Source organism: Erwinia sp. Eh17-17 (genome assembly GCF_039675725.1).
Classification (GTDB): Bacteria; Pseudomonadota; Gammaproteobacteria; order Enterobacterales; family Enterobacteriaceae; genus Erwinia.
Genome location: NZ_JBDFQT010000002.1, coordinates 659,756 through 681,690, shown reverse-complemented (window position 1 = coordinate 681,690; position 21,935 = coordinate 659,756). Strand labels below are relative to the sequence as shown.

The window sequence follows — 21,935 nt, the reverse complement described above, 5'->3', positions numbered from 1 at the left end:
CTTACCGCTGCGGCGGAAAACAACAATAAAAACAGGAAACACAACACCATGAATCGTCGCGATTTTATCAAAACTACCGGCGCGCTCTCCGTTGCGGCCGCCTGTTCCGGCCTGCCGTTTCAATCCGTATGGGCCGCTGAAGCAGCATCTGCCACACCAAAGAAAGGCGGGCATCTGATCGTTGGTATGGACAATGGTTCCAGCACTGACCGCCTCGATCCGGCGTTCTGGTTTGAATCTTATATGTATTTTGTCGGCTCACAGTTGTTTAACTGCCTGGCTGAAGTGGATGAAAACGGCAAAATTACTCCATCTCTGGCAGAGAGCTGGGACACCAGCGACGGCAGCAAAACCTGGGTGCTGAATATCCGCAAAGGCGTACAGTTTCACGATGGCCGCACCCTGACGGCGAAAGATGTGGTCTATTCCCTTAACCATCATCGCGACGAAAAATCGAGCTCTTCCGTCAAAGGCTATCTGGAACCGGTCGTGTCGCTGGAAGCCACTGCGCCAAATCAGGTGACCATCAAACTGAAAGAGCCAAATGTGGAGTTTATTGCGCTGCTGAGCGACGTTCACTTTGCCATTACCGCCGAAAACGAGAGCTTTGATAAAGGAATCGGTACCGGCGCGTTCATACTGGAGAGTTTTAAGCCCGGCGTGCGTGCGCTGGTGAAGCGCAACCCGAATCACTGGAACCCGACACGCGGCCACGTTGATTCGGTGGAAACGCTGGCCATGAGCGACTCAACGGCACGTGTCGCAGCGCTCGCCAGCGGCTCTGCCCACATCATCAACCGCGTGAATCCGCGCATTGTTGACCGCCTGAAAAATATGCCGTCCATCCAGCTGCTGCGCTCGCGCGACAGCCAGATTTTCACCTTCCCTGGCCTGGCAACCACGGCACCGTTTAATACCCTGGACGGCCGCCTGGCGCTCAAGTACGCCATCGACCGTGAACAGATGATTAAAACCGTGCTGGGCGGCTACGGTACCGTGGCCAACGATAACCCGATTTTCCCGTCCAGCCCGTACTTCGCGAAAGATATTCCGCAGCGCCCCTACGATCCGGAAAAAGCGAAATATCACTGGCAGAAAAGCGGCTTCAGCGGTCCGCTGGTGCTGTCAGTGGCCGAGGCCGGTTTCCCCGGTGCCGTCGATGCCGGTCAGCTCTATCAGAATTCGGCCGAACGTGCGGGCATTGCGCTGAAAGTGGAACGTGTGCCGGATGATGCCTTCTGGGATAACGTCTGGATGAAAAAGCCGTTTGTCTCCTCCAACTGGTCGCTGCGTCCGACGGCCGATGCGCTGCTGTCGCTGGTGTTCACCAGTAACGCCCCGTGGAACGAGTCGCAGTGGAAAGAACCGGCGTTTGATCAGCTGGTGGTCGCCGCACGCGGCGAGCAGGATGAACAGAAACGCCGTCAGATTTATCACGATATCCAGGTGATGCTGGTCGAGAAGGGCAGCGAAATCATCCCGTTGTATGCTGATGCGCTGGACGCGGCCAGCAGCAAAATTCAGGGCTTTGTCGCCATTCCGGGCTTTACCATGAGCGGCAATCGTGCGGCAGAAAAAGTGTGGTTTGCATAAGCGCCAATGAGTCAATTTCGTGAACGTCGGGGGAAGGGACACCTTCCTCTGTTAAAACTGATTGCGCTGCGCCTGCTGGCAGGCGGGGTGATGCTGGTGGTGGTCTCGCTGCTGATTTTTGCCGGTATCCAGCTGTTGCCGGGTAATGCGGCTACTGCCATTCTGGGCCAAACGGCAACGCCGCAGGCTGTCGCGGCGCTGAATCAACAGCTGGGGCTGGATCAGCCTGCGCTGGGGCGCTACCTGGCCTGGCTGGGAGGCGTGCTGCACGGTGACTTCGGCCACAGTTTTACCAGCCGGGAAGCGATTGCCCCGGTGCTGCTGGACCGTCTTGCCAATACGCTGTCGCTGGCCTTTTTTACCGCCATTGTTGCCGTACCGCTGGCGCTGGTCATCGGCTTTCTTTCGGCCCGCTATCAGGGAAGCTGGATTGACCGCCTGCTTAACCTGTTTACCCGCGCCACCGTTTCTCTGCCGGAGTTCTTCTCAGGTTATCTGCTGATCCTGGTCTTCTCCATTACGCTGTTCTGGCTGCCGAGCAACAGCAGTATTTCCGACGATATGCCGCTGACAGACCGCCTGCTGGCGATAGCCCTGCCGTGCCTGACGCTGATTTTTGCCATTCTCGGGCACATGAGCAATATGACGCGCGCCGCGCTGGTCAGTGCGCAGAATGCAGCGTATGTCGATACCGCACTGATGAAAGGCCTGTCACCCTCTGCCATTCTGTTCCGCCACGTGTTGCCCAATGCCTGGGGGCCGATCGTTAACGTCATCGTGCTGAACCTCGCGTGGCTGATGGTGGGCGTGGTGATTGTCGAGAACGTGTTTGTCTACCCTGGCCTGGGCCAGTACATGGTGGACAGCATCAGCAAACGGGATATTCCGGTGATCCAGGACTGTGCGCTGCTGCTGGCGGGGATCTATATCCTGCTCAATCTGCTGGCGGATATTGTCACCCTGCTGGCGAATCCGCGTCTGCGTTTTACAAGGAATTGATGAGATGTTCAGGCTAAAAATAGCGGTACTGCCCGGCGTTATCGGGCTGAGCCTGTTTATTCTGGTGGCGCTGCTGGCACCGTGGCTGGCGCCCTATGCGCCGGGCGAGGTGGTGGGCAGCGCGTGGAGCGGCGTGACAGCGCAAAACTGGCTGGGAACCGACAACCTCGGGCGCGATCTGCTCTCAAGGTTGATCTGGGGCACCCGTACTTCACTGAGCGTGAGTGCGGTGGCTACGCTGCTGGCTTTTGTTATCGGCACCTTTCTCGGTTTTCTCGCCGGGTATTACCGCGGCTGGGTCGATCAGGTTATCTCCCGCGTCAACGATGTGCTGATGGCGATCCCGACGCTGATCCTTGCGCTGGTAGTGCTGGCCATGCTGCCGAAAACCATTCCGGTGATCGTGGCGGTGCTGGGGATCCTCGAATCCACCCGCGTGCTGCGCGTGGCCCGTTCGCTGGCGCTGGATATTGCCGCACAGGAATTTATTGAAGTGGCGCGCCTGCGCGGCGAACGCCTGGGCTGGGTGCTGTGGCGCGAGATCCTGCCGAACGCGTTTACCACGCTGGTGGCTGAGTTTGCCCTGCGCTTTATCTTTATTCTGCTGTTCCTCTCGGCGCTGTCGTTCTTGGGCCTCGGTATTCAGCCGCCGACCGCCGACTGGGGCGGGCTGGCGCGTGATAACAAAGACGGTATTCTGTTTGGCGTCTGGGCGGCGCTGATCCCCGGCGCGGCGATTGCCCTGCTGGCGCTGGCATTAAACAGCGTTGCCGACTGGCTGTTAAGCCAGCATTCCCGTAGCTGGCAGGAGTAGAACATGAGTGAACAACCGCTGTTAAGCGTGGATAAACTGCGCGTCACAGCCGGAGATGCGGTGCTGGTAGACGATATCTCTTTTACCCTGCGCAAAGGGGAAGTGCTGGGGCTGATCGGCGAGTCCGGTGCCGGAAAGTCCACCATTGGTCAGGCGGTGCTTGGCCACTTTCGTCACGGTATGACGCTGAGCGGCGGGCAGATCCACTTTGCCGGGCAGGAGCTGACCGGGCTGTCAGAGCACCGGTGGCGTAAAGTGCGCGGGGCAAAGATCGCCTATGTGGCACAGTCTGCCAGCGCGGCGTTCAACCCGGCGCAGAAGATCGGCGAGCAGGTGATTGAAAGCGCGATCCGTCACCGGGTGTTTAACCGGCAGAGCGCGATTCGCCGCGCCATCGGGATTTTTGCCCAGATGCAGCTGCCGCAGCCGGAAGATTTTTTTCACCGCTATCCGCATCAGGTCTCCGGGGGGCAGCTGCAGCGGGCCATGATCGCTATGGCGATCTGCGCCGGGCCGGAGCTGATTGTCTTTGACGAGCCGACGACAGCCCTGGACGTGACCACTCAGCTGGAAGTGTTAAAAGCGATTCAGCAGATCATCCGTCTGACCGGAGTGGCGGCACTGTATATCAGTCACGATCTGGCCGTGGTGGCTCAGCTCAGCCAGCGCATCATGGTACTGCGCCACGGCCGGATGGTGGAAAGCGGTGAGACTGCCGCACTGCTGACGCAGCCGTCGCAGTCCTATACCCGCGAGCTGCTGCACAGCCACGGTGAGCCCCATCAGCCGCGCAGCGCTACGCTGCCGCTGTTAAGCGCGCGTGAAGTGAGCATCAGCTATCATGGCGACCCGGTGCTGCATGCGGTATCGCTGACGGTCGGGCGCGGTCGTACGCTGGCGCTCATCGGCGAGTCCGGTGCCGGTAAGTCCACCCTCGGCCGGGCGGTATGCGGCCTGGTGTCGCCTTCACAGGGCGAGATCGCCTTTAACGGCCAGCCCCTGCCGCCGCAGCTGCGTCAGCGTTCGCGCCAGCAGATGCAGCAGGTGCAGATGATCCATCAGCACCCGGATACGGCACTCAATCCGCGACTGACCATTGGCCTGCAAATTGAACGGGCGATGGTCTGCCTGACGGCGCTGTCGGCACAGCAGCGCCAGGCGCGGGTGAAGGAGCTGCTGGAGAAAGTCGGGCTTTCGCCGCTGCTGGCCGGACGCTACCCGCACTCCCTGTCCGGTGGGCAGAAACAGCGGGTCTGCATCGCGCGCGCGCTGGCGGTGGAACCTGAACTGATAGTCTGCGATGAGCCGACGTCGGCCCTTGACCCGCTGGTCGGGCGTGAGGTGCTGGCGCTGTTGAAAAAGCTGCAACAGGAAACCGGCGTTTCGCTGCTGTTTATCACCCACGACCTGCACGTGGTCAGGGCCGTCGCCGATGAGGTGATGGTGTTACGCTACGGTCGCGTGGTGCGCCACGGTCGGCTGGAACAGGTGTTCAGCGCGCCGCTGGATGACTACACGGCTCAACTGCTGCGTGCGGTGCCGGAAATGCGTCCCGGCTGGCTGGAAGAAGTGAGCGAGCCCGTAACGCAAATATAAAATAAAAAAGCAAACAAGCGGCTAATGGATAAAGTTACGCCGCTGCATGACCGATAACCCTGTTTTGATGGCCGGCGCAGACCGGCCAACTTATCGCTAAACACAGGGGATTCGGCATGACCATTACCAAAAGGCTGTTTATCATTTTCACTTTGCTGGCGCTGTCGTTAATCGCGCTGTCGGCATATTCTCTCTCCGCACTCAGTGGGTTCCAGTCCCGCTTTGAATTCGTTCAGGTTAATGCAATTCCCAGCATTAAAGACCTCGATAAGAGCATCGGTACGGCCAATGAGCTGCGCCTGGCACTGTATGAGCATCAGAGTGAAAACGACAGCAGCAAGCAGCCTGCTGTGGAAACGAAAATTGACCAGATTATGGGGCAGCTGAAAACCCTGACCGATTACTACATGGCCAATGATATTTCTAACGACACTGACCGCAATATGACTCAGGATGCCCTGAATACCATTACCGCCATCCAGGCAGCTCTGCCTGAGTTTTATAACGCTTCCCGCGCCCACGATGATGCGCGCTCACTGCCGCTGTTGCAGGGGGAGAACGGGGTTGGTGCGGTAGTCCGTAAGCTGTCGGCTGGCCTGCAGGCACAAATTCAGCTCAACATTGATGCCAGTAACGACCTGCGCCGTGAGAACACCGAGATTTACGGTAAGGTTTTCTGGGGCGTGCTGATATTTGCCTCGGCGGCGATTATTGTGCTGGGCCTGCTGGCGATTAAAACTATTTTCAGCGTGCGTAACAGCCTGAACGGTATGCAGAACCTGATGGTGTCCGTCAGTGAAACTCTCGATCTCAGCAAGCAGGCGGATGCTACGCGCAGCGATGAGATCGGCAAAACTGCTGCCGCATTCAACAGCCTGATGGCCCGTGTTTCTGGCGTGCTGGGATCGGTGACCTCTTCCGCTCAGTCGGTCAGCTCCGCCTCGACCCAGATTGCCGCCGGCAATGAAGACCTCTCCGCCCGAACTGAAGAGCAGGCAGCTTCCCTTGAGCAGACGTCTGCCAGCATCAGCACCCTGAACGATACCGTTAAACAGAGCGCTGAAAATGCCCGTCAGGCCAGCTCGCTGGCGAGCACCGCTAACGATCTTTCCGTCCACAGCGGTAATGCCGTGGCGGCCATGGTCGGAACGATGGAAAAAATCAAAACCAGCTCCAGCAAGATTTCTGATATTACCGGGCTGATCGAGGGCATTGCCTTCCAGACCAATATCCTGGCGCTGAACGCCGCCGTAGAAGCGGCCCGTGCCGGTGAGCAGGGGCGCGGCTTTGCCGTGGTGGCCAGTGAAGTACGTAATCTTGCCCAGCGTTCATCAACGGCGGCGCGTGAGATTAAAGATCTGATTGCCACCTCGGCACAGCTGGTGGAAAGCGGCTCCGTTCAGGCGGCCGATGTTGGTGAGAATATGGCGAAAGTGCAGGGGTCGATTCGTCAGGTTGCCGATATCGTCGGTGAAATGGCGGCCGCCACCACTGAACAGAGCCAGGGAATTGAGCAGGTGCATCTGGCGATAGGTCAGATGGATACCGTGACGCAGCAGAACGCCGCGCTGGTTGAAGAAGCCTCTGCGGCATCGCAGTCGTTGCAGGAGCAGGCATCAACGCTGAGCCAGCTGGTGTCGGCGTTCCGCCTTCAGGCCGATCGTCGTGTTCCGGTGGAGCTGGTGGCGAAGAAAGTCCCGGCGATTGCCCCTGCGGCGCGTCTGGCTAAGCCTGCGGCCGCTGCGGTAGACGATAACTGGAGCTCATTCTAAGTTTGATGGAACGTACGGGGCCGGGCGTGCCCGACCCTGTACACCGTTCAGCGATGATACACGGCCCTGACGGGTTAGCTTGCGATCGTGAACGCCTGTTCCAGCAGCCAGCGCTGCTGCTCCACGCTGTAGTTGATCAGACTGTTTTTACTGTTGGAACGCGCCAGAATCCAGTCGATTTCCTCTGCGCTCAGGGTGGCCGGCGGCTGCCAGAACGGCGTAATCGCATTCGCACTCAGCCAGCTGGCCAGGCGCCGCGCCGGGGAGCTGTCGGCCTGCGCAAACAGCGCGGTATCTAACTGTTTCATCAGCGCGATTTGCTGCGGGTGTTCGCTGTCAGCCAGCAGCTGCAGGAACGGCAGCAGCAGGCGACCGCACACCTCCCCATGGTGGTAATCTTTGATTGCCCCCAGCTCACCGGCAATACCGTGGATCACCCCCAATCCGGCCATGCTCAGGCTCTGGCCGCCAAGCCACGAGGCCATCATCATCTGCTCACGCGCCTCATCACCCGCTGCGTCATCGCGATTCAGCGCCGGCCAGCCTCGCATAAAGGCCTGCATGCCGCTGATGGCAGTCTGGCGGGTAAAGGCATCAGCTTTGGCAGATAAGCAGGCTTCGAACAGGTGCGTGAAAGCATCAATGGCGCAGCAGGCCAGCACGGTGTCAGAGGCTCCGCGCAGCAGATTCGGGTCAAGAATCGCGATCTGCGGCACGAAGTTAGCGTGGCGCAGCGAAGCCTTTACGTTAAGCCGGGTTTTATCGGTCACCACCGAGTTTTGCGTCACTTCGCTTCCGGTTCCGGCAGTCGTCGGGACGGCGATCAGCGGTAACGTTGCACCCGTCACCGCCGTGTCGCCCACCTTTTCCAGATAGCGCAGAGTATTGAGCGGATGCTGGCTAACAGCGGCGACCGCTTTAGCGGCATCTATCACGCTGCCGCCGCCAATTGCCAGCACCTGTTTTGTCCGGCCCCGCCAGCGTGCAACCCACGCATCGATCTCTTCCGGTGACGCCTCATGGCTGACAATTTCCACCCCGCACAGCAGCGGTTCCAGCTGGGGTTTGAGCTGTTGCCAGGCGCTGCCGTGTAAAAATGACCGGCCGCAAAACAGCAGCGTTGGCAGGGCGGCACGGGTCAGCAGGGGAACCAGTTGTTGCACGCTGCCGCTGCCAAAAAAGGTGTGTCGGTTAGCGATCAGTTGGCTGGTAAACATCAGCAGAGGCTCTCTCAGGTCAGGGGACAGGACAGGTGAAGGTGATCGCCTCATCACGCGGCGCATTAACGATAGTAAAGCGGCGATCGGAAAGGCGCTGCGCCAGCCAGCCATTTTGGGTGGTTGCCGAAGGAATATAGGTACGGCGGTCGCTGGAGTAGAGTGGCCCGCTATCGAGCTGCATGTCGGGCAGGGTCACAGAAAATGAGCTGAAGCGGTCAACAATCATCCCCTGCGTGGTTCCGCGCGGCTGGCCGCTCAGGGTCTGAATTTCACCGCTGCATTCACGCCCCTGGTAACCGGAGGAGCAGGCGGTGAGCAGCAACAACATCAATAGCGGCAGCGCACGGCTGACGGTCTGGCGCAGGGATAAATGTGGCAACAGCCAGAGTCCTGAACGCGGCATGAGTACATCCTGTTGGTTGAGGGTCCACAGTGCAATGCGTTTGATTATAGCCCGGCGCGTCTGCGGCGTCATGGTTTGCTGGCGGCCAGGCATTCACACTCACTGCGCGCAATAACCCTCTTTTTTGTAACGTTAAACTGAATCAATTCAGCCAAAGTGTTAACAATAGTTCGCAAGCAAACTAATGAATGCTACAATCGCCACCGTTTTGTGACGCGCGTCACATAAGTGCCTACAGCAATGCGTCTGCGGCCGATAAATAAAGACGATGGGCGCATTGCCGTGAGTTCTTTGGCTGTTCAGTGAGCAAATTGCCCCAGGGGTTATATACTTTTGGCGGGGTTGTCTGACTGAGTTCAGCCGTTGCACGTCAGGGAATGTCGGGGCTTGCCGGGCTGAGCCGGGTGAGACTTTTTGTAGCACTTTTTACTCATCGAATAATTCCAGTGAATAATAAAACTTCTGCTCTTGTTTTGACGCCTCTGTTTTTGCTGTCGCCTGCGGCCAGCTATGCACAACATTCCGCTGAAACCAGCCGGGGACAGGAACCTTCCCTGATGGTGATTAAGCAGCGCGCGGGTCTGTCCGAGCTGGACACCCCGGCGGCAGTCAGCGTGGTAGACGGTGACGAACTGCGCCGCGCCAGCGCTCAGGTCAACCTTTCTGAAAATCTCGGCAGCGTGCCGGGGCTGCAAATCCAGAACCGTCAGAACTACGCCCAGGATCTGCAACTCTCCGTGCGCGGCTTCGGCAGCCGTTCAATGTACGGCGTGCGCGGCGTGCGGCTGTATGTTGACGGCATTCCGGCCACCATGCCGGACGGGCAGGGGCAGACGTCGAATATTGATATCAACTCGGTGGGTAAGGTCGAAGTGCTGCGCGGGCCGTACTCTGCGCTGTACGGCAATGCCTCCGGCGGCGTGGTCAATATTGACACCATCACCGGCAGCCAGCCTACTACGCTGGAAGCGGGCACTTACTTTGGCAGCTTTGGCTCATGGCGCAACAGCGTCAGGGCCAGCGGCGCGACTGGCGACGGCAGCCAGGCCGGGGATGTCAATTACACCCTTTCCGGCTCGCGCTTTACCACCCACGGTTTTCGCGACCACAGCGGTACCCAGAAAAGCCTGGGTAACGGCAAGCTGGGCGTGCGTCTGGATGATGTCAGCACGCTGACGCTGATGTTTAACAGCGTTTCCGTTGATGCCAACGATCCTGGCGGCCTGACGCAGGCGGAATATCAGGCCAGTCCGCGCCAGTCGCCGCGTGGCGACCAGTACAATACCCGCAAGAGCCTGGACCAGACCCAGGTTGGCCTGCGCTACCAGCGTGAGATGAGCGACAGTGACCAGCTGACGCTCACCACCTGGCACGGCGAGCGCCACACCACGCAGTATCAGTCGATCCCTTTTGGCACGCAGCAGCTGCCGACCTACCCCGGCGGCGTGATCGTGCTGGAACGTAAATACCAGGGGGTGGACACCCGCTGGAAACACGAGGGGCAGCTCGGTTCCGTTCCGGTGACGCTGATCGGCGGCGTTGACTACGAAACCATGACTGAACGCCGCCAGGGCTTCCAGAACTACAACACCGTTAACGGGGTGAACCAGTTTGGCGAGAAGGGCGACCAGCGTCGCAACGAGAAGAACACCATGTGGAATCTCGACTCTTATCTGCAAACCAGCTGGCAGCTGACCCCGAAGTGGACGCTGGACGCCGGACTGCGTTACAGCACGGTGAATTTTGATTCCACCGACTACTATATAACCAGTGTCAATGGCGATGACAGCGGCAGTGCGCGCTATCACAAGCTGCTGCCGATGGGGTCGGTGAACTATGCCGTCACCGATGCCTGGAATGTTTATCTGTCGGGCGGACGCGGTTTTGAAACCCCGACGATTAACGAACTTTCGTATCGCTCAACGTCCGGCACGCAGACGGGCCTGAACCTGGGCCTGAAACCGGCTACCAGCGATACCGTGGAGCTGGGCAGTAAAACCCGTATCGGCTACGGCCTGCTGACCGCTGCCGTGTTCCAGACCAATACCGACAATGAGCTGGTGGTTGACAGCAGTTCCGGTGGCCGTGCCGTGTACAAAAATGCCGGGGAAACCCGTCGTCGCGGTCTTGAGCTGGGCTTTGACCAGCAGTTCGCTTCGGACTGGCACCTGAAACTGGCCTGGACGCTGCTGGATGCCACCTATCGCAATGAGACCTGTAACGCGACCGGGTCCAGCTGTACGCCTGCGGGCAACCGTCTGCCGGGGATCGCCCGCAATATGGGCTACGCTTCACTGGCCTATGCGCCGGAAAGCGGCTGGCATGCCGGGGCGGATATTCGCTATCTGAGCGACATTCAGGCCAACGACGCCAACGATGCGCAGGCCCCGTCCTACGCTGTCACCAGCCTGAACAGCGGCTACCGTTTCAACTGGAGCCAGTGGTCACTGGATCTGTTTGGCCGCGTGGATAACCTGTTCGACCGCCAGTACGTTGGCTCGGTGATTGTCAATGAAGGGAATAATCGTTACTACGAACCCGCACCGGGGCGCAACTGGGGCGGCGGGGCAACCGTGGCGTATCAGTTCTGAAAAAGAATCCAGCAACAGCCTGCTGTTAACAGCGGGTAAAGAAACACCCAGTGGATAGGGCAGTACAAAATGGGTGTTTAAAAAGATGGGGCTTAATAACTCAGGCCCCATCGATGACTTTAAATTTTGGTAAGGTTCAAACTATGCAAAGTAAAGCATCAAGAATACTGATCCTGTTAACCGCGATATTCGCCACCCTGAGTGGTCTGTATCTGTTAATCGGCGGTATCTGGTTGGCTAAACTGGGTGGCTCGCTGTACTACATCATCGCTGGTGTGGTTATGCTGATCACCGCTTTCCTGCTGTATCGTCGCCGTGGTGCAGCGCTGCTGCTCTACGCGTTATTCCTGCTGGCGACCACCGTCTGGTCACTGTGGGAAGTGGGCACTGACTTCTGGGCGCTGACGCCGCGTCTGGATATCACCTTCTTCCTTGGTCTGTGGATGGTACTGCCGTTCATCTGGCGTGGCCTGGGCGCAGGCGGGGCTTTCCCGCGCGTTGCGCTGTCAGCCGTGCTGGTATTTGTGGTAGCCGTTCTTGCTTACTCCGTGTTTAACGACCCGCAGGAAATCAACGGGACGCTGAGCCAGGATCAGGCCGCTGCGGCCCCGGCTGACGACGGTATTCCCGCCGGTGACTGGCCAGCCTACGGTCGTACCCAGGGCGGTACGCGTTACTCGCCGCTGAAGCAGATTAACGACACTAACGTCGGCAAACTGCAGGAAGCCTGGACCTTCCAGACGGGCGACCTGAAAACCGCCAGCGATCCGGGTGAAATCACCAATGAAGTGACCCCGATTAAGATCGGCGATGCGCTGTACCTGTGTACCGCACACCAGAAGCTGTTTGCTCTGGATGCGGCGACCGGTAAGCAGAAGTGGATGTTTGATCCGAAGATGAAGACGGACCCGACGTTCCAGCATGTGACCTGTCGCGGTGTCTCTTATGTGCAGACGCCTGAAGCGGCGGCAACGCCAGCGGGCAGTCAGCCTGCGCTGTGCTCACGTCGCATCCTGCTGCCGGTGAATGATGGCAACATGTACGCGCTGGACGCGGAAACCGGTGCGCTGTGCCCGCAGTTTGGCGACAACGGCAAACTGAATCTGCAAAGCAACCTGCCTTACAACAAAGTGGGTTCTTACGAGCCAACGTCTCCACCGATCGTCACTGATAAAACTATCGTGATGGCCGGGGCCGTAACCGATAACTATTCCACTAAAGAGCCGTCAGGCGTGATCCGTGGTTTCGACGTCAACACAGGGAAACTGCTGTGGGCGTTTGATACCGGCGCGAAAGACCCGAACGTGATTGCGGAAGGCGAACAGAACTACACGCCGAACTCTCCGAACTCATGGGCTCCGGCGTCTTATGATGCCAAACTGGATCTGGTATACCTGCCGATTGGCGTATCCACGCCGGATATCTGGGGCGGTCACCGTACCCCGGAGATGGAGCGTTTCGCCACCGGGATGCTGGCGCTGAACGCCACGACCGGTAAGCTGGCCTGGTTCTATCAGACCGTTCACCACGACCTGTGGGATATGGACGTTCCGGCACAGCCAACGCTGGCGGACATCAACGACAAAGACGGTAACAAGGTTCCGGTCATCTATATCCCGACCAAAACCGGTGACATCTTTGTGCTGAACCGCACCAACGGTAAGCCAGTGGTACCGGCACCGGAAATGCAGGTTCCGGGTGGCGCAGCGAAGGGCGATCGCGTTTCGCCAACGCAGCCTTACTCTGAACTGAGCTTCCGTCCGAAGGCTCAGCTGTCCGGTAAGGATATGTGGGGCGCGACCATCTACGATCAGCTGATCTGCCGTGTGATGTTCCATCAGCTGCGTTATGAAGGTCCGTTCACCCCGCCGTCCGAGCAGGGCACTCTGGTCTTCCCGGGTAACCTGGGGATGTTCGAGTGGGGCGGTATCGCCGTGGATACTGACCGTCAGGTGGCGGTGACTAACCCGATGGCGCTGCCGTTTGTTTCCCGTCTGATCCCGCGTGGTCCGGGCAACCCGATCGAGCCGGATGAGAATGACAAAGGCGGTACCGGTACCGAGTCTGGCGTGCAGCCACAGTACGGCCTGCCGTACGGCGTGACGCTGAATCCGTTCCTGTCTCCGCTCGGTTTCCCGTGTAAGCAGCCATCATGGGGCTACATCTCTGCGGTTGACCTGAAGACTAACGATATCGTGTGGAAAAAACGTATCGGCACCGTGCGCGACAGCTCACCGGTTCCGCTGCCGTTTAAAATGGGGATGCCGATGTTGGGCGGACCGATGACCACTGCGGGTAACGTATTCTTCATTGCAGCTACCGCGGATAACTACCTGCGCGCATTTAACGTTTCTAACGGCGAACAGCTGTGGGAAGCGCGTCTGCCAGCGGGCGGTCAGGCAACGCCAATGAGCTATGAAGTGAATGGCAAACAGTACGTGCTGATTGTGGCCGGTGGTCACGGTTCGTTTGGCACTAAGCTGGGCGATTACGTGAAAGCGTATGCGCTGCCGGACAGCAAATAACAGTGTTGGATAACGGGCTGGACGTGTCCTGCCCTGTCTGAACCGAGAGTAAAAAGGCGACCGTTACCGGTCGCCTTTTTTATGCCAGCGCTTTCAGTCCGGCAATCTGCTCCCGCCAGCGCGTCAACGCTGCGGTTTCATCCTTCAGACTGAAGGTTAACCCGCTGGTCACCGTGGCATAGGGCGCACGGTGGGCGATGACCTGTTTCACTTCTGCGCGAAATACCGCCAGTTTGAGGTCAGTCAGCGTTTCCGGGCGGGCCACTGCCAGCGCCTGGATCTCCATCACCGCATCGTTCAGCACCAGCGCCAGGGTGATTTTGCCATCACGCTTCAGATTGCGGGTGGTGGTGGATTCCGGCCAGATGGCAAACAGCAGCTCCGTGGGTGAGCAGGCAATGATTTCACCCAGGCTCAGCTGTGCGGCATATGGCCAGCCATTGTCGCCCACGCTGGACAGGCGAATCGCCTGGTACAGATGGCTGGGTGGCAGTGAGCCGTCGAGCAGGGTCAGCAGCGCGGGCGGCAGAAGCGTGTTGTTCATCAGTCGTTCCTTCGTGTGATTAGGGACGACGATTTTACCACGAACAAGGACCTTACCGGGTTGATCTCACTGAGTGTCTCGCGAACGGAAAATGAACACACTTTGCTACAAAACAATGAAGTTATTTTTATATTTACGTTTTTTCTTAGTATGATTTTGCCGCTATCCCTTGTAAAGCTAAACCCTTCATCAACCAGACTGATTTAATCAGCGGCCAACTGGTGTCTCTTAATATTCCCCTAAGTATTTTCATTTACGCTCCATATATACGGGGGTTGTTAAGCTCCTTTTGCGCATTTACAGCCCTCCACTACCATTGATGGTGATTTTGTGCTCAATGTGACGTTGAGTAAACCACTGTGCCAGCAGGGTGTGATGTTGTGGTCAGCAGCACAGGTTTAGTCGTCGGCACCGCTTTTCAGGCGGCGTCGGCGGATAATTCGTGACGTTAATTGTTTAATGGAAGTAATCAATGTCAGATTTTTTACCTTTCTCTCGTCCGGCAATGGGGGCCGAAGAACTGGCCGCCGTGGCAGACGTGCTGCACTCAGGCTGGATTACCACCGGACCCAAAAATCAACAGCTCGAAGAGGCTTTTTGCCAGCTCACCGGTAACCGTCATGCCATTGCGCTAAGTTCAGCGACGGCCGGGATGCACGTAACGCTGATGGCGCTGGGCATCGGGCCGGGTGATGAGGTGATTACGCCGTCCCTGACCTGGGTTTCCACGCTCAATATGATTGTGCTGCTGGGGGCGACACCGGTGATGATCGACGTCGATCGAGATACGCTGATGGTCACGCCAGAACTGATCGCGGCGGCTATCACTCCGCGCACCAGAGCCATTATTCCGGTGCACTACGCCGGCGCGCCGGCGGATATTGATGCGATTCGTGCTCTGGGCCAGCGCCACGATATCGCCGTCATTGAGGATGCGGCCCACGCGGCAGGGACCACTTACCGCGGGCGCCACGTCGGCGATCGCGGTATCGCTATCTTCTCCTTCCACGCGATTAAAAATATGAGCTGTGCGGAAGGGGGCCTGGTGGTGACGGATGATGCTGCGCTGGCCGATCGCGTGCGCAGCCTGAAATTCCACGGTCTGGGAGTGGATGCCTTTGACCGTCAGACCCATGGACGTGCGCCGCAGGCCGAAGTGATAGCCCCAGGATTTAAATACAATCTGGCCGATATTAATGCCGCGATTGCGCTGGTGCAGCTCGATAAGCTGGCCGCTAACAATGCCCGCCGCGAGCAAATTGCGCAGCGCTACCTGGCTGAGCTTGCTGATACCCCCTTCCTGCCGCTGAAGTTACCAGCCTGGCCGCACCAGCACGCCTGGCATCTGTTTATCCTGCGCGTTGATCGTGAACGGTGTGGCATCAGTCGTGACGAACTGATGCAGGCGCTTAAAGAGCAGAATATCGGCAGCGGGCTGCACTTCCGTGCGGCGCATACCCAGAAATATTACCGCGAACGTTTTCCACAGCTTTCGCTGCCGGAAACCGAATGGAATTCGGAGCGCATCTGCTCCATTCCTCTGTTCCCCGGCATGACGGATGACGACTGTGGTCGCGTGATTGCGGCGTTACGCAGGCTGGCAGGGAAGTAAAAAATGACAGAACAACCGATTAATAAAGTCTCCGTGGTGATCCCGGTTTATAACGAGCAGGAGAGCCTGCCCGAACTGATTCGCCGTACCGATGCCGCCTGCGCGCAGCTGGCCGTCGATTATGAAATTTTGCTGGTGGATGACGGCAGCAGTGACAATTCAGCTGACATGCTGACGGCGGCAGCGGAGGCCGACGGCAGTCATATCGTCGCGGTGCTGCTGAACCGTAACTACGGCCAGCATTCGGCGATTATGGCCGGTTTCAGCCATGTGACAGGCGATCTGGTGATCACGCTGGATGCCGATCTGCAAAATCCACCGGAAGAGATCCCGCGCCTGGTGGAAACGGCGCGTCAGGGTTATGACGTGGTTGGCACCGTGCGGCAGAACCGCCAGGACAGCTGGTTCCGCAAATGCGCCTCGCGCACCATCAACCATCTGATCCAGCGCACTACCGGCAAAGCGATGGGCGACTACGGCTGCATGCTGCGCGCCTATCGTCGCCATATCGTCGACGCCATGCTGCACTGCCACGAACGCAGTACCTTTATCCCGATTCTGGCGAACACCTTTGCCCGCCGGGCGACGGAGATCCCCGTACACCACGCTGAGCGTGAGTTTGGCGATTCAAAATACAGCCTGATGCGGCTGATTAACCTGATGTATGACCTGATTACCTGTCTGACGACCACGCCGCTGCGCCTGCTAAGCGTCTTTGGCAGCGTGATTGCGTTAGCCGGTTTTGCTATTTCCCTGCTGCTGATTGCTCTGCGCCTGTTCCTGGGTCCGCAGTGGGCAGCGGAAGGGGTGTTTATGCTGTTTGCCGTCCTGTTTATTTTTGTCGGCGCTCAGTTTGTTGGAATGGGGTTGCTTGGCGAGTATATCGGGCGGATTTACAACGATGTCCGCGCCCGTCCCCGCTATTTCATTCAGCGCGTTGTCAGCCGCGACGCCAACTCCACACAGGATAAATCATCATGAAAGCTGTGGTCTTTGCCTACCATGACATGGGATGTACCGGTATTCGGGCGCTGGCTGAAGCCGGTTTTGATATCTGTGCCATTTTTACTCACGCAGATAATCCCAATGAGAACCACTTTTTTGGCTCTGTCGCCCGCACGGCGGCGCAGCTTGGCGTGCCGGTTTACGCGCCGGAAGAGGTGAATCACCCGCTGTGGGTTGACCGTATCCGCGCGATGAAACCAGACGTTATTTTCTCGTTCCATTACCGCCAGATGCTCAACGAAGAGATCCTCGCCTCTGCGCGCGTGGGTGCCTTTAATCTGCATGCTTCGCTGCTGCCGAAGTATCGCGGCCGCGCACCGCTCAACTGGACGCTGGTAAACGGTGAGCAGGAAACCGGCGTTACCCTGCATCGCATGGTGAAACGTGCCGATGCCGGGGCCATTATTGCTCAACAGAAGGTCGCGATCGCCGCTGAGGACAACGCGCTGACGCTGCACTACAAGGTGTGCGAGAGCGCAAAACAGCTGCTGGCGCACACTCTGCCCGCTGTCCTCAGCGAGGATTTTGCCGAAGTCGAACAGGATGAACGCCTGGCGACGGTTGTCGGGCGTCGCACGCCGGAAGACGGACGTATTGACTGGCAGCAGCCCGCGCAGCAGGTACATAACCTGGTGCGGGCGGTGACCGACCCGTGGCCTGGCGCTTTCAGCTATGTCGGGGCCGCTAAATTTATTGTCTGGCAGTCCCTGGTTCGTCACGACTGGCCTGCGGCAAAACCGGGCACGGTGCTTTCCGTCTCCCCGTTCGTGGTGGCCTGCGCTGACGGTGCGCTGGAAGTGGTGACCGGGCAGAGCGAGAGCGGCGTGTATATGCAGGGCAGCCAGCTGGCGCAAACTCTGGGCGTGGTGCCCGGAGCCTTACTGCTTAACCAGCCGGTGATGGCTGCCAGGCGCCGGACGCGTGTCCTGATCCTTGGTGTAAACGGCTTTATCGGCAACCATCTGACCGAGCGTCTGCTGGCCGATGATAACTTCGAAATTTTTGGTCTGGATATCGGGTCTGATGCTATCAGCCGTTTTGTGGGCCATGACCGCTTCCACTTTGTGGAAGGGGATATCAGCATTCACTCGGAGTGGATTGAGTATCACATTAAAAAATGTGATGTGGTGCTGCCGCTGGTGGCGATCGCCACGCCGATTGAATATACCCGCAACCCGCTGCGCGTGTTTGAACTGGATTTTGAAGAGAATCTGAAGATCATCCGCGACTGCGTGAAGTACAAGAAACGCATTATTTTCCCGTCCACGTCCGAAGTTTATGGCATGAGTAACGATGCCACCTTCGATGAGGATCACTCTAACCTGGTAGTCGGGCCGATCAATAAGCAGCGTTGGATCTACTCGGTTTCCAAGCAGCTGCTGGACAGGGTGATCTGGGCCTACGGCGAAAAAGAGGGGCTGCGCTTTACCCTGTTCCGTCCGTTTAACTGGATGGGGCCGCGCCTGGACAATCTTAATGCGGCACGTATTGGCAGTTCACGCGCAATCACCCAGCTGATCCTCAATCTGGTGGAAGGGTCGCCGATTAAGCTGATTGACGGTGGGCGTCAGAAACGCTGCTTTACCGATATTCGTGACGGCATTGAAGCGCTGTTCCTGATTATTGAAAACAAACAGCAGAACTGCGATGGCCAGATTATCAATATTGGTAACCCCGACAACGAAGCCAGTATTAAAGAGCTGGCTGAACAGCTGCTGGAAAGTTTTGAACGCCATCCCCTGCGCCATCAGTTTCCGCCTTTTGCCGGTTTCCGCGAAGTGGAAAGCAGCAGCTACTACGGTAAAGGATATCAGGACGTTGAGCACCGTAAGCCGTCGATTCGCAACGCGAAGCGCCTGCTGAACTGGCAGCCTTCGGTGGCGATGAACTACACCATTGATGCCACGCTCGACTTCTTCCTGCAAACCGTACAGGCGGGAGAGCGTGTCGAATGATCAACGTCGGGCTGCGTATCGATGTTGATACCTGGCGCGGGACCCGCGACGGTGTGCCGCGTCTGCTGAATATTCTCGACAGGCAGCAGACACGCGGCAGCTTTTTCTTCAGCGTCGGCCCGGACAATATGGGCCGTCATCTGTGGCGGCTGCTTAAACCGCGCTTCCTGTGGAAAATGCTGCGTTCAAATGCGGCCTCTCTTTACGGCTGGGACATCCTGCTGGCAGGGACTGCCTGGCCGGGACGGGACATCGGTCAGGGCCTGGCGGAGGTGATCCGCCAGGCCAGCCAGCAGCACGAAATCGGTCTGCATGCCTGGGACCATTTTGCCTGGCAAACCTGGGCAGGCGTGTGGCCAGCAGAAAGGCTGAGTGAGGAAATTCGCCGCGGCGTTGACGCTCTGGAGGCCGTGACCGGGCAGCCGGTAACCTGTTCTGCAGCGGCAGGCTGGCGGGCAGACGGGCGCGTGCTCGCCGCCAAACAGGCGTTTAATTTTAGCTATAACAGTGACTGTCGGGGGAGCGGTCCGTTCCTGCCTCGTCTGCCTGATGGTCGCCCCGGAACCGTGCAAATTCCGGTGACGCTGCCAACCTGGGACGAGGTGGTCGGGACGCGCGTGACCCGTGCGGATTATAACGCTTTTATTCTTGATGAAATCAGCCGCCAGCAGGGCGTTCCGGTTTATACCATCCATGCGGAAGCCGAAGGGATTGTGCTGGCGGAGATGTTTGACTCGCTGCTCACCGAGGCGCGAGCGCGGGGGATCCGTTTTTGTCCGTTGAGTGAGCTGCTTCCTGAAGATATCACGCAGCTTCCGACGGGAAAGATTGTTCGGGGGAATCTCTCCGGCCGCGAAGGCTGGCTGGGCTGTCAGCAATTATCAGAGTGATTCGGCATGAAATACACCCGTTATGCGTTTTTGCTGCCTGTTTTATATGTGATTTATTATTTACTCCCCATTGAGTTTCGTTCGCTGTGGCAGCCAGATGAAGTGCGCTATGCCGAGATCAGCCGCGAAATGCTGGTCAGTGGAAACTGGGTGGTGCCACATTTTCTCGATCTTCGTTATTTTGAAAAGCCGATAGCTGGCTACTGGATCAATAACATCAGCCAGTGGATCTTTGGCGGTAATAATTTTGCCGTGCGTTTTGGCTCGGTGTTTTCCGTCTCCCTTTGTGCGCTGTTGATTTACTGGCTGGCACAGCAGCTGTGGCGTGAACGCGGTACGGCGCTGCTGTCATCGGCGATCTTCCTGACCTGTATGCTGGTCTACAGCGTGGGAACCTACGCCGTGCTGGACCCAATGATCACGCTGTGGCTGACCGCCGCGATGTGCAGCTTTTGGCTGGTCGGGCAGGGCGGGGGCCTGCGGCAGCGGGTTACAGGCTGGCTGCTGCTGGGGCTGGCCTGCGGCATGGGATTCCTCACCAAAGGTTTTCTGGCGCTGGCGGTGCCGGTGGTGGCTATTGTTCCGTGGATGATATTGCAAAAAAGGTTCAGGGAACTGCTGCTGTTCGGGCCGCTGGCCCTGCTCAGTGCCGCGCTGATCTCCGCTCCGTGGTCGATTAGCATTGCCCGACAGGAACCGGACTTCTGGCACTACTTCTTCTGGGTGGAACACATTCAGCGCTTCGCGGAGGACGATGCTCAGCATAAAGCGCCGTTCTGGTACTACCTGCCGGTGATGATTGTCGGCGTACTGCCGTGGCTGGGGCTGCTGCCGGGGGCACTGCAGCGTGCCTGGCAGCAGCGTCAGACAGCGCCGGGGTTGTCTTATCTGCTCTGTTGGGTGGTGATGCCGCTGCTGTTTTTCAGCGTGGCCAAAGGTAAGCTTCCGACCTACATCCTGCCCTGTTTTGCACCGCTGGCGCTGCTGATGGCGCATCATGCGACGGAGATTGCCGCAGCGGGGCGACGCGGGTTGAAAGCTAACGGGGTGATTAATCTGATCGTCGGCGTGGTGCTGTTGCTGGTGATGGTGGCGGTTATGGCTCCGTGGGGGTTAGCGAAACATCCGGTGTATACCCGCCATGAGGTGATCAAAGTCCTGCTGGGCAGCGTGGCATTTTTGTTCTGGGCGCTGGTGGGGGCGATCAGCCTGACAGGGAGAGCGCACCACTGGCGGCTGGCGGCGCTGTGCCCGCTGGGTCTGGTGCTGGTGGTTGGCGCGGCGATCCCCGATAAGGTGATCAACTCCAAGCAGCCGCAGTCCTTTATTGCCAGGGTGTACCCTGATTTGCAGCAGAGCCGCTATGTGCTGGCGAATAATATCGGAGTGGCGTCGGCGCTGGCCTGGGAACTGAAGCGCAGCGATATCCTGCTGCTGGAGGAGTCGGGCGAGCTGACTTACGGATTAAGCTATGCCAGTGGCGCTCATCGCCTGATCGGCAACCAGGATTTCTCTCCGTGGCTGAACCAGCAGCGGCATAAAGGCAGTGTGTCGCTGGTCATGAAGTTATCTGATGAAGGTGAGGAGGTTAATGCGCTTATCCCTACGCCAGACCGTATCGTGCAGCAGGGCAGGATGATGTTCTACTTCTATAAACAGCTGCCGTGAACACCCTGCTGATTGTGCTGGCCAGCCTGCTGAGCTGTAGCGGGCAGCTGTGCCAGAAACAGGCCACCGTTGGTAAGGGGCGACGGCATCTGCTGGGGTGGCTGGCTGCCAGCGTGTTACTGCTGGCAATGGCGATGCTGGTGTGGCTGCGGGTGCTGCAAACCGTACCGTTAGGGGTGGCATACCCGATGCTGAGCCTGAACTTTATTTTTGTCGCGCTGGCATCGCGCTGGCTGTGGGATGAGGCGCTTTCAGGGCGTCATGTGCTGGGCATCGTGCTGATTGTAGCCGGCGTGGCGGTGATGGGGAGCTATACCTGATGGGCATGTTGTTTGCATTATGCAGCGTGCTGCTGGTCAGTGCGGCTCAACTGCTGATGAAGTGGGCGATGGTTCAGCTTCCCGCTATCGATCGGGTGGCTCTTTTTGTTGCAGCGTTTGCCCACTTTTCTCTGCCGGTGCTGGCCCTGCTGGGCGGTCTGCTGGCCTATGCGCTGTCGATGCTGTGCTGGCTGCTGGCCTTAAAGCGTATGCCGCTGAACCGGGCTTACCCGCTGTTGAGCCTGAGCTATCTGCTGGTCTGGCTGGCCGCGCTGTGGCTGCCAGGGCTGGATGAAGCGTTCCTCTGGGGCAAACTTGGCGGCGCGCTGCTGATCCTTTCCGGCTTATTACTGATTTTCTGGCCGCAGAATAAACCACGCGGTTAGTGCTATCATCGCGCGATTCATCACTCAAAGTCAGTTGCTCAT

At 58.3% G+C, this 21,935-nt stretch carries 17 protein-coding genes; 14 read left to right on the top strand and 3 right to left on the bottom strand.

Translation table 11 applies throughout. The annotated features are described in order from the left end of the window. Window positions 1–48: 48 nt before the first annotated feature. From ABEH87_RS08580 to ABEH87_RS08560, 5 genes are all read left to right on the top strand, one after another. Window positions 49–1,593, top strand: a complete 1,545-nt coding sequence (locus ABEH87_RS08580; RefSeq protein ID WP_346575688.1) for an ABC transporter substrate-binding protein — start codon at window positions 49–51, stop codon at window positions 1,591–1,593. Between the two features lie 6 nt (window positions 1,594–1,599). Further along, window positions 1,600–2,592, top strand: a complete 993-nt coding sequence (locus ABEH87_RS08575; protein WP_346575687.1) for an ABC transporter permease — start codon at window positions 1,600–1,602, stop codon at window positions 2,590–2,592. 4 nt (window positions 2,593–2,596) lie between these two features. Next, a complete protein-coding gene (locus tag ABEH87_RS08570) occupies window positions 2,597–3,406 on the top strand; it encodes an ABC transporter permease (RefSeq protein WP_346575685.1) in 810 nt (269 codons plus the stop codon). A 3-nt stretch (window positions 3,407–3,409) separates the two neighbouring features. Then, window positions 3,410–5,002 (top strand): ABC transporter ATP-binding protein, encoded by a 1,593-nt coding sequence (locus ABEH87_RS08565; protein ID WP_346575683.1) that lies wholly within the window; start codon window positions 3,410–3,412, stop codon window positions 5,000–5,002. Between the two features lie 116 nt (window positions 5,003–5,118). After that, the gene (locus ABEH87_RS08560; RefSeq protein ID WP_346575681.1) at window positions 5,119–6,774 is read left to right on the top strand and encodes a methyl-accepting chemotaxis protein; all 1,656 of its coding nucleotides are present in this window, start codon (window positions 5,119–5,121) and stop codon (window positions 6,772–6,774) included. Between the two features lie 74 nt (window positions 6,775–6,848). On the opposite strand, the gene ABEH87_RS08555 is transcribed toward ABEH87_RS08560, so the two are convergent. Together ABEH87_RS08555 and ABEH87_RS08550 are read right to left on the bottom strand one after the other, a co-directional pair. After that, entirely contained in the window at window positions 6,849–7,991 is a 1,143-nt protein-coding gene (locus ABEH87_RS08555; protein ID WP_346575679.1) for an iron-containing alcohol dehydrogenase, read from the bottom strand. A gap of 19 nt (window positions 7,992–8,010) precedes the next feature. Continuing rightward, window positions 8,011–8,397: a hypothetical protein gene (locus tag ABEH87_RS08550; protein WP_346575677.1), complete on the bottom strand. Its 387-nt coding sequence runs from the start codon at window positions 8,395–8,397 to the stop codon at window positions 8,011–8,013. Window positions 8,398–8,843: 446 nt separating this feature from the next. Between ABEH87_RS08550 and pqqU the strand changes: the two genes are divergently transcribed. Continuing rightward, complete coding sequence (gene pqqU / locus ABEH87_RS08545; RefSeq protein ID WP_346575675.1) at window positions 8,844–10,988, top strand: TonB-dependent receptor PqqU; 2,145 nt, start codon at window positions 8,844–8,846, stop codon at window positions 10,986–10,988. A 143-nt stretch (window positions 10,989–11,131) separates the two neighbouring features. Continuing rightward, window positions 11,132–13,513: a glucose/quinate/shikimate family membrane-bound PQQ-dependent dehydrogenase gene (locus tag ABEH87_RS08540; protein WP_346575673.1), complete on the top strand. Its 2,382-nt coding sequence runs from the start codon at window positions 11,132–11,134 to the stop codon at window positions 13,511–13,513. A gap of 79 nt (window positions 13,514–13,592) precedes the next feature. Here the strand turns inward: ABEH87_RS08540 and ABEH87_RS08535 are convergent, their stop codons facing one another. Further along, window positions 13,593–14,057: a pyridoxamine 5-phosphate oxidase gene (locus tag ABEH87_RS08535; RefSeq protein WP_346575671.1), complete on the bottom strand. Its 465-nt coding sequence runs from the start codon at window positions 14,055–14,057 to the stop codon at window positions 13,593–13,595. Window positions 14,058–14,529: 472 nt separating this feature from the next. Here ABEH87_RS08535 and arnB point away from each other — a divergent pair, with 472 nt between their 5' ends. Genes arnB through arnF form a run of 7 tightly spaced genes read left to right on the top strand, consistent with a single transcriptional unit; the run spans window position 14,530 to window position 21,893 of the window. After that, on the top strand, window positions 14,530–15,669 hold the full coding sequence (gene arnB, locus ABEH87_RS08530) for a UDP-4-amino-4-deoxy-L-arabinose aminotransferase (RefSeq protein ID WP_346575669.1): 1,140 nt from the start codon (window positions 14,530–14,532) through the stop codon (window positions 15,667–15,669). A 3-nt stretch (window positions 15,670–15,672) separates the two neighbouring features. Then, window positions 15,673–16,650: an undecaprenyl-phosphate 4-deoxy-4-formamido-L-arabinose transferase gene (gene arnC, locus ABEH87_RS08525; RefSeq protein ID WP_346575667.1), complete on the top strand. Its 978-nt coding sequence runs from the start codon at window positions 15,673–15,675 to the stop codon at window positions 16,648–16,650. After that, entirely contained in the window at window positions 16,647–18,629 is a 1,983-nt protein-coding gene (gene arnA, locus ABEH87_RS08520) for a bifunctional UDP-4-amino-4-deoxy-L-arabinose formyltransferase/UDP-glucuronic acid oxidase ArnA (RefSeq protein WP_346575665.1), read from the top strand. The genes arnC and arnA overlap by 4 nt, the downstream gene beginning before the upstream one ends. Further along, window positions 18,626–19,519: a 4-deoxy-4-formamido-L-arabinose-phosphoundecaprenol deformylase gene (arnD, locus tag ABEH87_RS08515; protein WP_346575663.1), complete on the top strand. Its 894-nt coding sequence runs from the start codon at window positions 18,626–18,628 to the stop codon at window positions 19,517–19,519. Before arnA ends, arnD begins: the two co-directional genes overlap by 4 nt. 6 nt (window positions 19,520–19,525) lie before the next feature. Next, window positions 19,526–21,187, top strand: coding sequence for a lipid IV(A) 4-amino-4-deoxy-L-arabinosyltransferase (gene arnT / locus ABEH87_RS08510; RefSeq protein ID WP_346575661.1), 1,662 nt, complete (start codon window positions 19,526–19,528; stop codon window positions 21,185–21,187). Beyond that, on the top strand, window positions 21,184–21,507 hold the full coding sequence (gene arnE, locus ABEH87_RS08505; protein WP_346575659.1) for a 4-amino-4-deoxy-L-arabinose-phosphoundecaprenol flippase subunit ArnE: 324 nt from the start codon (window positions 21,184–21,186) through the stop codon (window positions 21,505–21,507). The genes arnT and arnE overlap by 4 nt, the downstream gene beginning before the upstream one ends. After that, the gene (arnF, locus tag ABEH87_RS08500; RefSeq protein WP_346575657.1) at window positions 21,507–21,893 is read left to right on the top strand and encodes a 4-amino-4-deoxy-L-arabinose-phosphoundecaprenol flippase subunit ArnF; all 387 of its coding nucleotides are present in this window, start codon (window positions 21,507–21,509) and stop codon (window positions 21,891–21,893) included. The genes arnE and arnF overlap by 1 nt, the downstream gene beginning before the upstream one ends. Window positions 21,894–21,935 lie beyond the last annotated feature (42 nt).

Coding starts and splice junctions, on each gene's coding strand:
- ABEH87_RS08580 (WP_346575688.1), top strand. CDS start 49: ATGAATCGTCGCGATTTTATCAAAACTACCGGCGCGCTCTCCGTTGCG.
- ABEH87_RS08575 (WP_346575687.1), top strand. CDS start 1,600: ATGAGTCAATTTCGTGAACGTCGGGGGAAGGGACACCTTCCTCTGTTA.
- ABEH87_RS08570 (WP_346575685.1), top strand. CDS start 2,597: ATGTTCAGGCTAAAAATAGCGGTACTGCCCGGCGTTATCGGGCTGAGC.
- ABEH87_RS08565 (WP_346575683.1), top strand. CDS start 3,410: ATGAGTGAACAACCGCTGTTAAGCGTGGATAAACTGCGCGTCACAGCC.
- ABEH87_RS08560 (WP_346575681.1), top strand. CDS start 5,119: ATGACCATTACCAAAAGGCTGTTTATCATTTTCACTTTGCTGGCGCTG.
- ABEH87_RS08555 (WP_346575679.1), bottom strand. CDS start 7,991: ATGTTTACCAGCCAACTGATCGCTAACCGACACACCTTTTTTGGCAGC.
- ABEH87_RS08550 (WP_346575677.1), bottom strand. CDS start 8,397: ATGCCGCGTTCAGGACTCTGGCTGTTGCCACATTTATCCCTGCGCCAG.
- ABEH87_RS08540 (WP_346575673.1), top strand. CDS start 11,132: ATGCAAAGTAAAGCATCAAGAATACTGATCCTGTTAACCGCGATATTC.
- ABEH87_RS08535 (WP_346575671.1), bottom strand. CDS start 14,057: ATGAACAACACGCTTCTGCCGCCCGCGCTGCTGACCCTGCTCGACGGC.
- arnB (WP_346575669.1), top strand. CDS start 14,530: ATGTCAGATTTTTTACCTTTCTCTCGTCCGGCAATGGGGGCCGAAGAA.
- arnC (WP_346575667.1), top strand. CDS start 15,673: ATGACAGAACAACCGATTAATAAAGTCTCCGTGGTGATCCCGGTTTAT.
- arnA (WP_346575665.1), top strand. CDS start 16,647: ATGAAAGCTGTGGTCTTTGCCTACCATGACATGGGATGTACCGGTATT.
- arnD (WP_346575663.1), top strand. CDS start 18,626: ATGATCAACGTCGGGCTGCGTATCGATGTTGATACCTGGCGCGGGACC.
- arnT (WP_346575661.1), top strand. CDS start 19,526: ATGAAATACACCCGTTATGCGTTTTTGCTGCCTGTTTTATATGTGATT.
- arnF (WP_346575657.1), top strand. CDS start 21,507: ATGGGCATGTTGTTTGCATTATGCAGCGTGCTGCTGGTCAGTGCGGCT.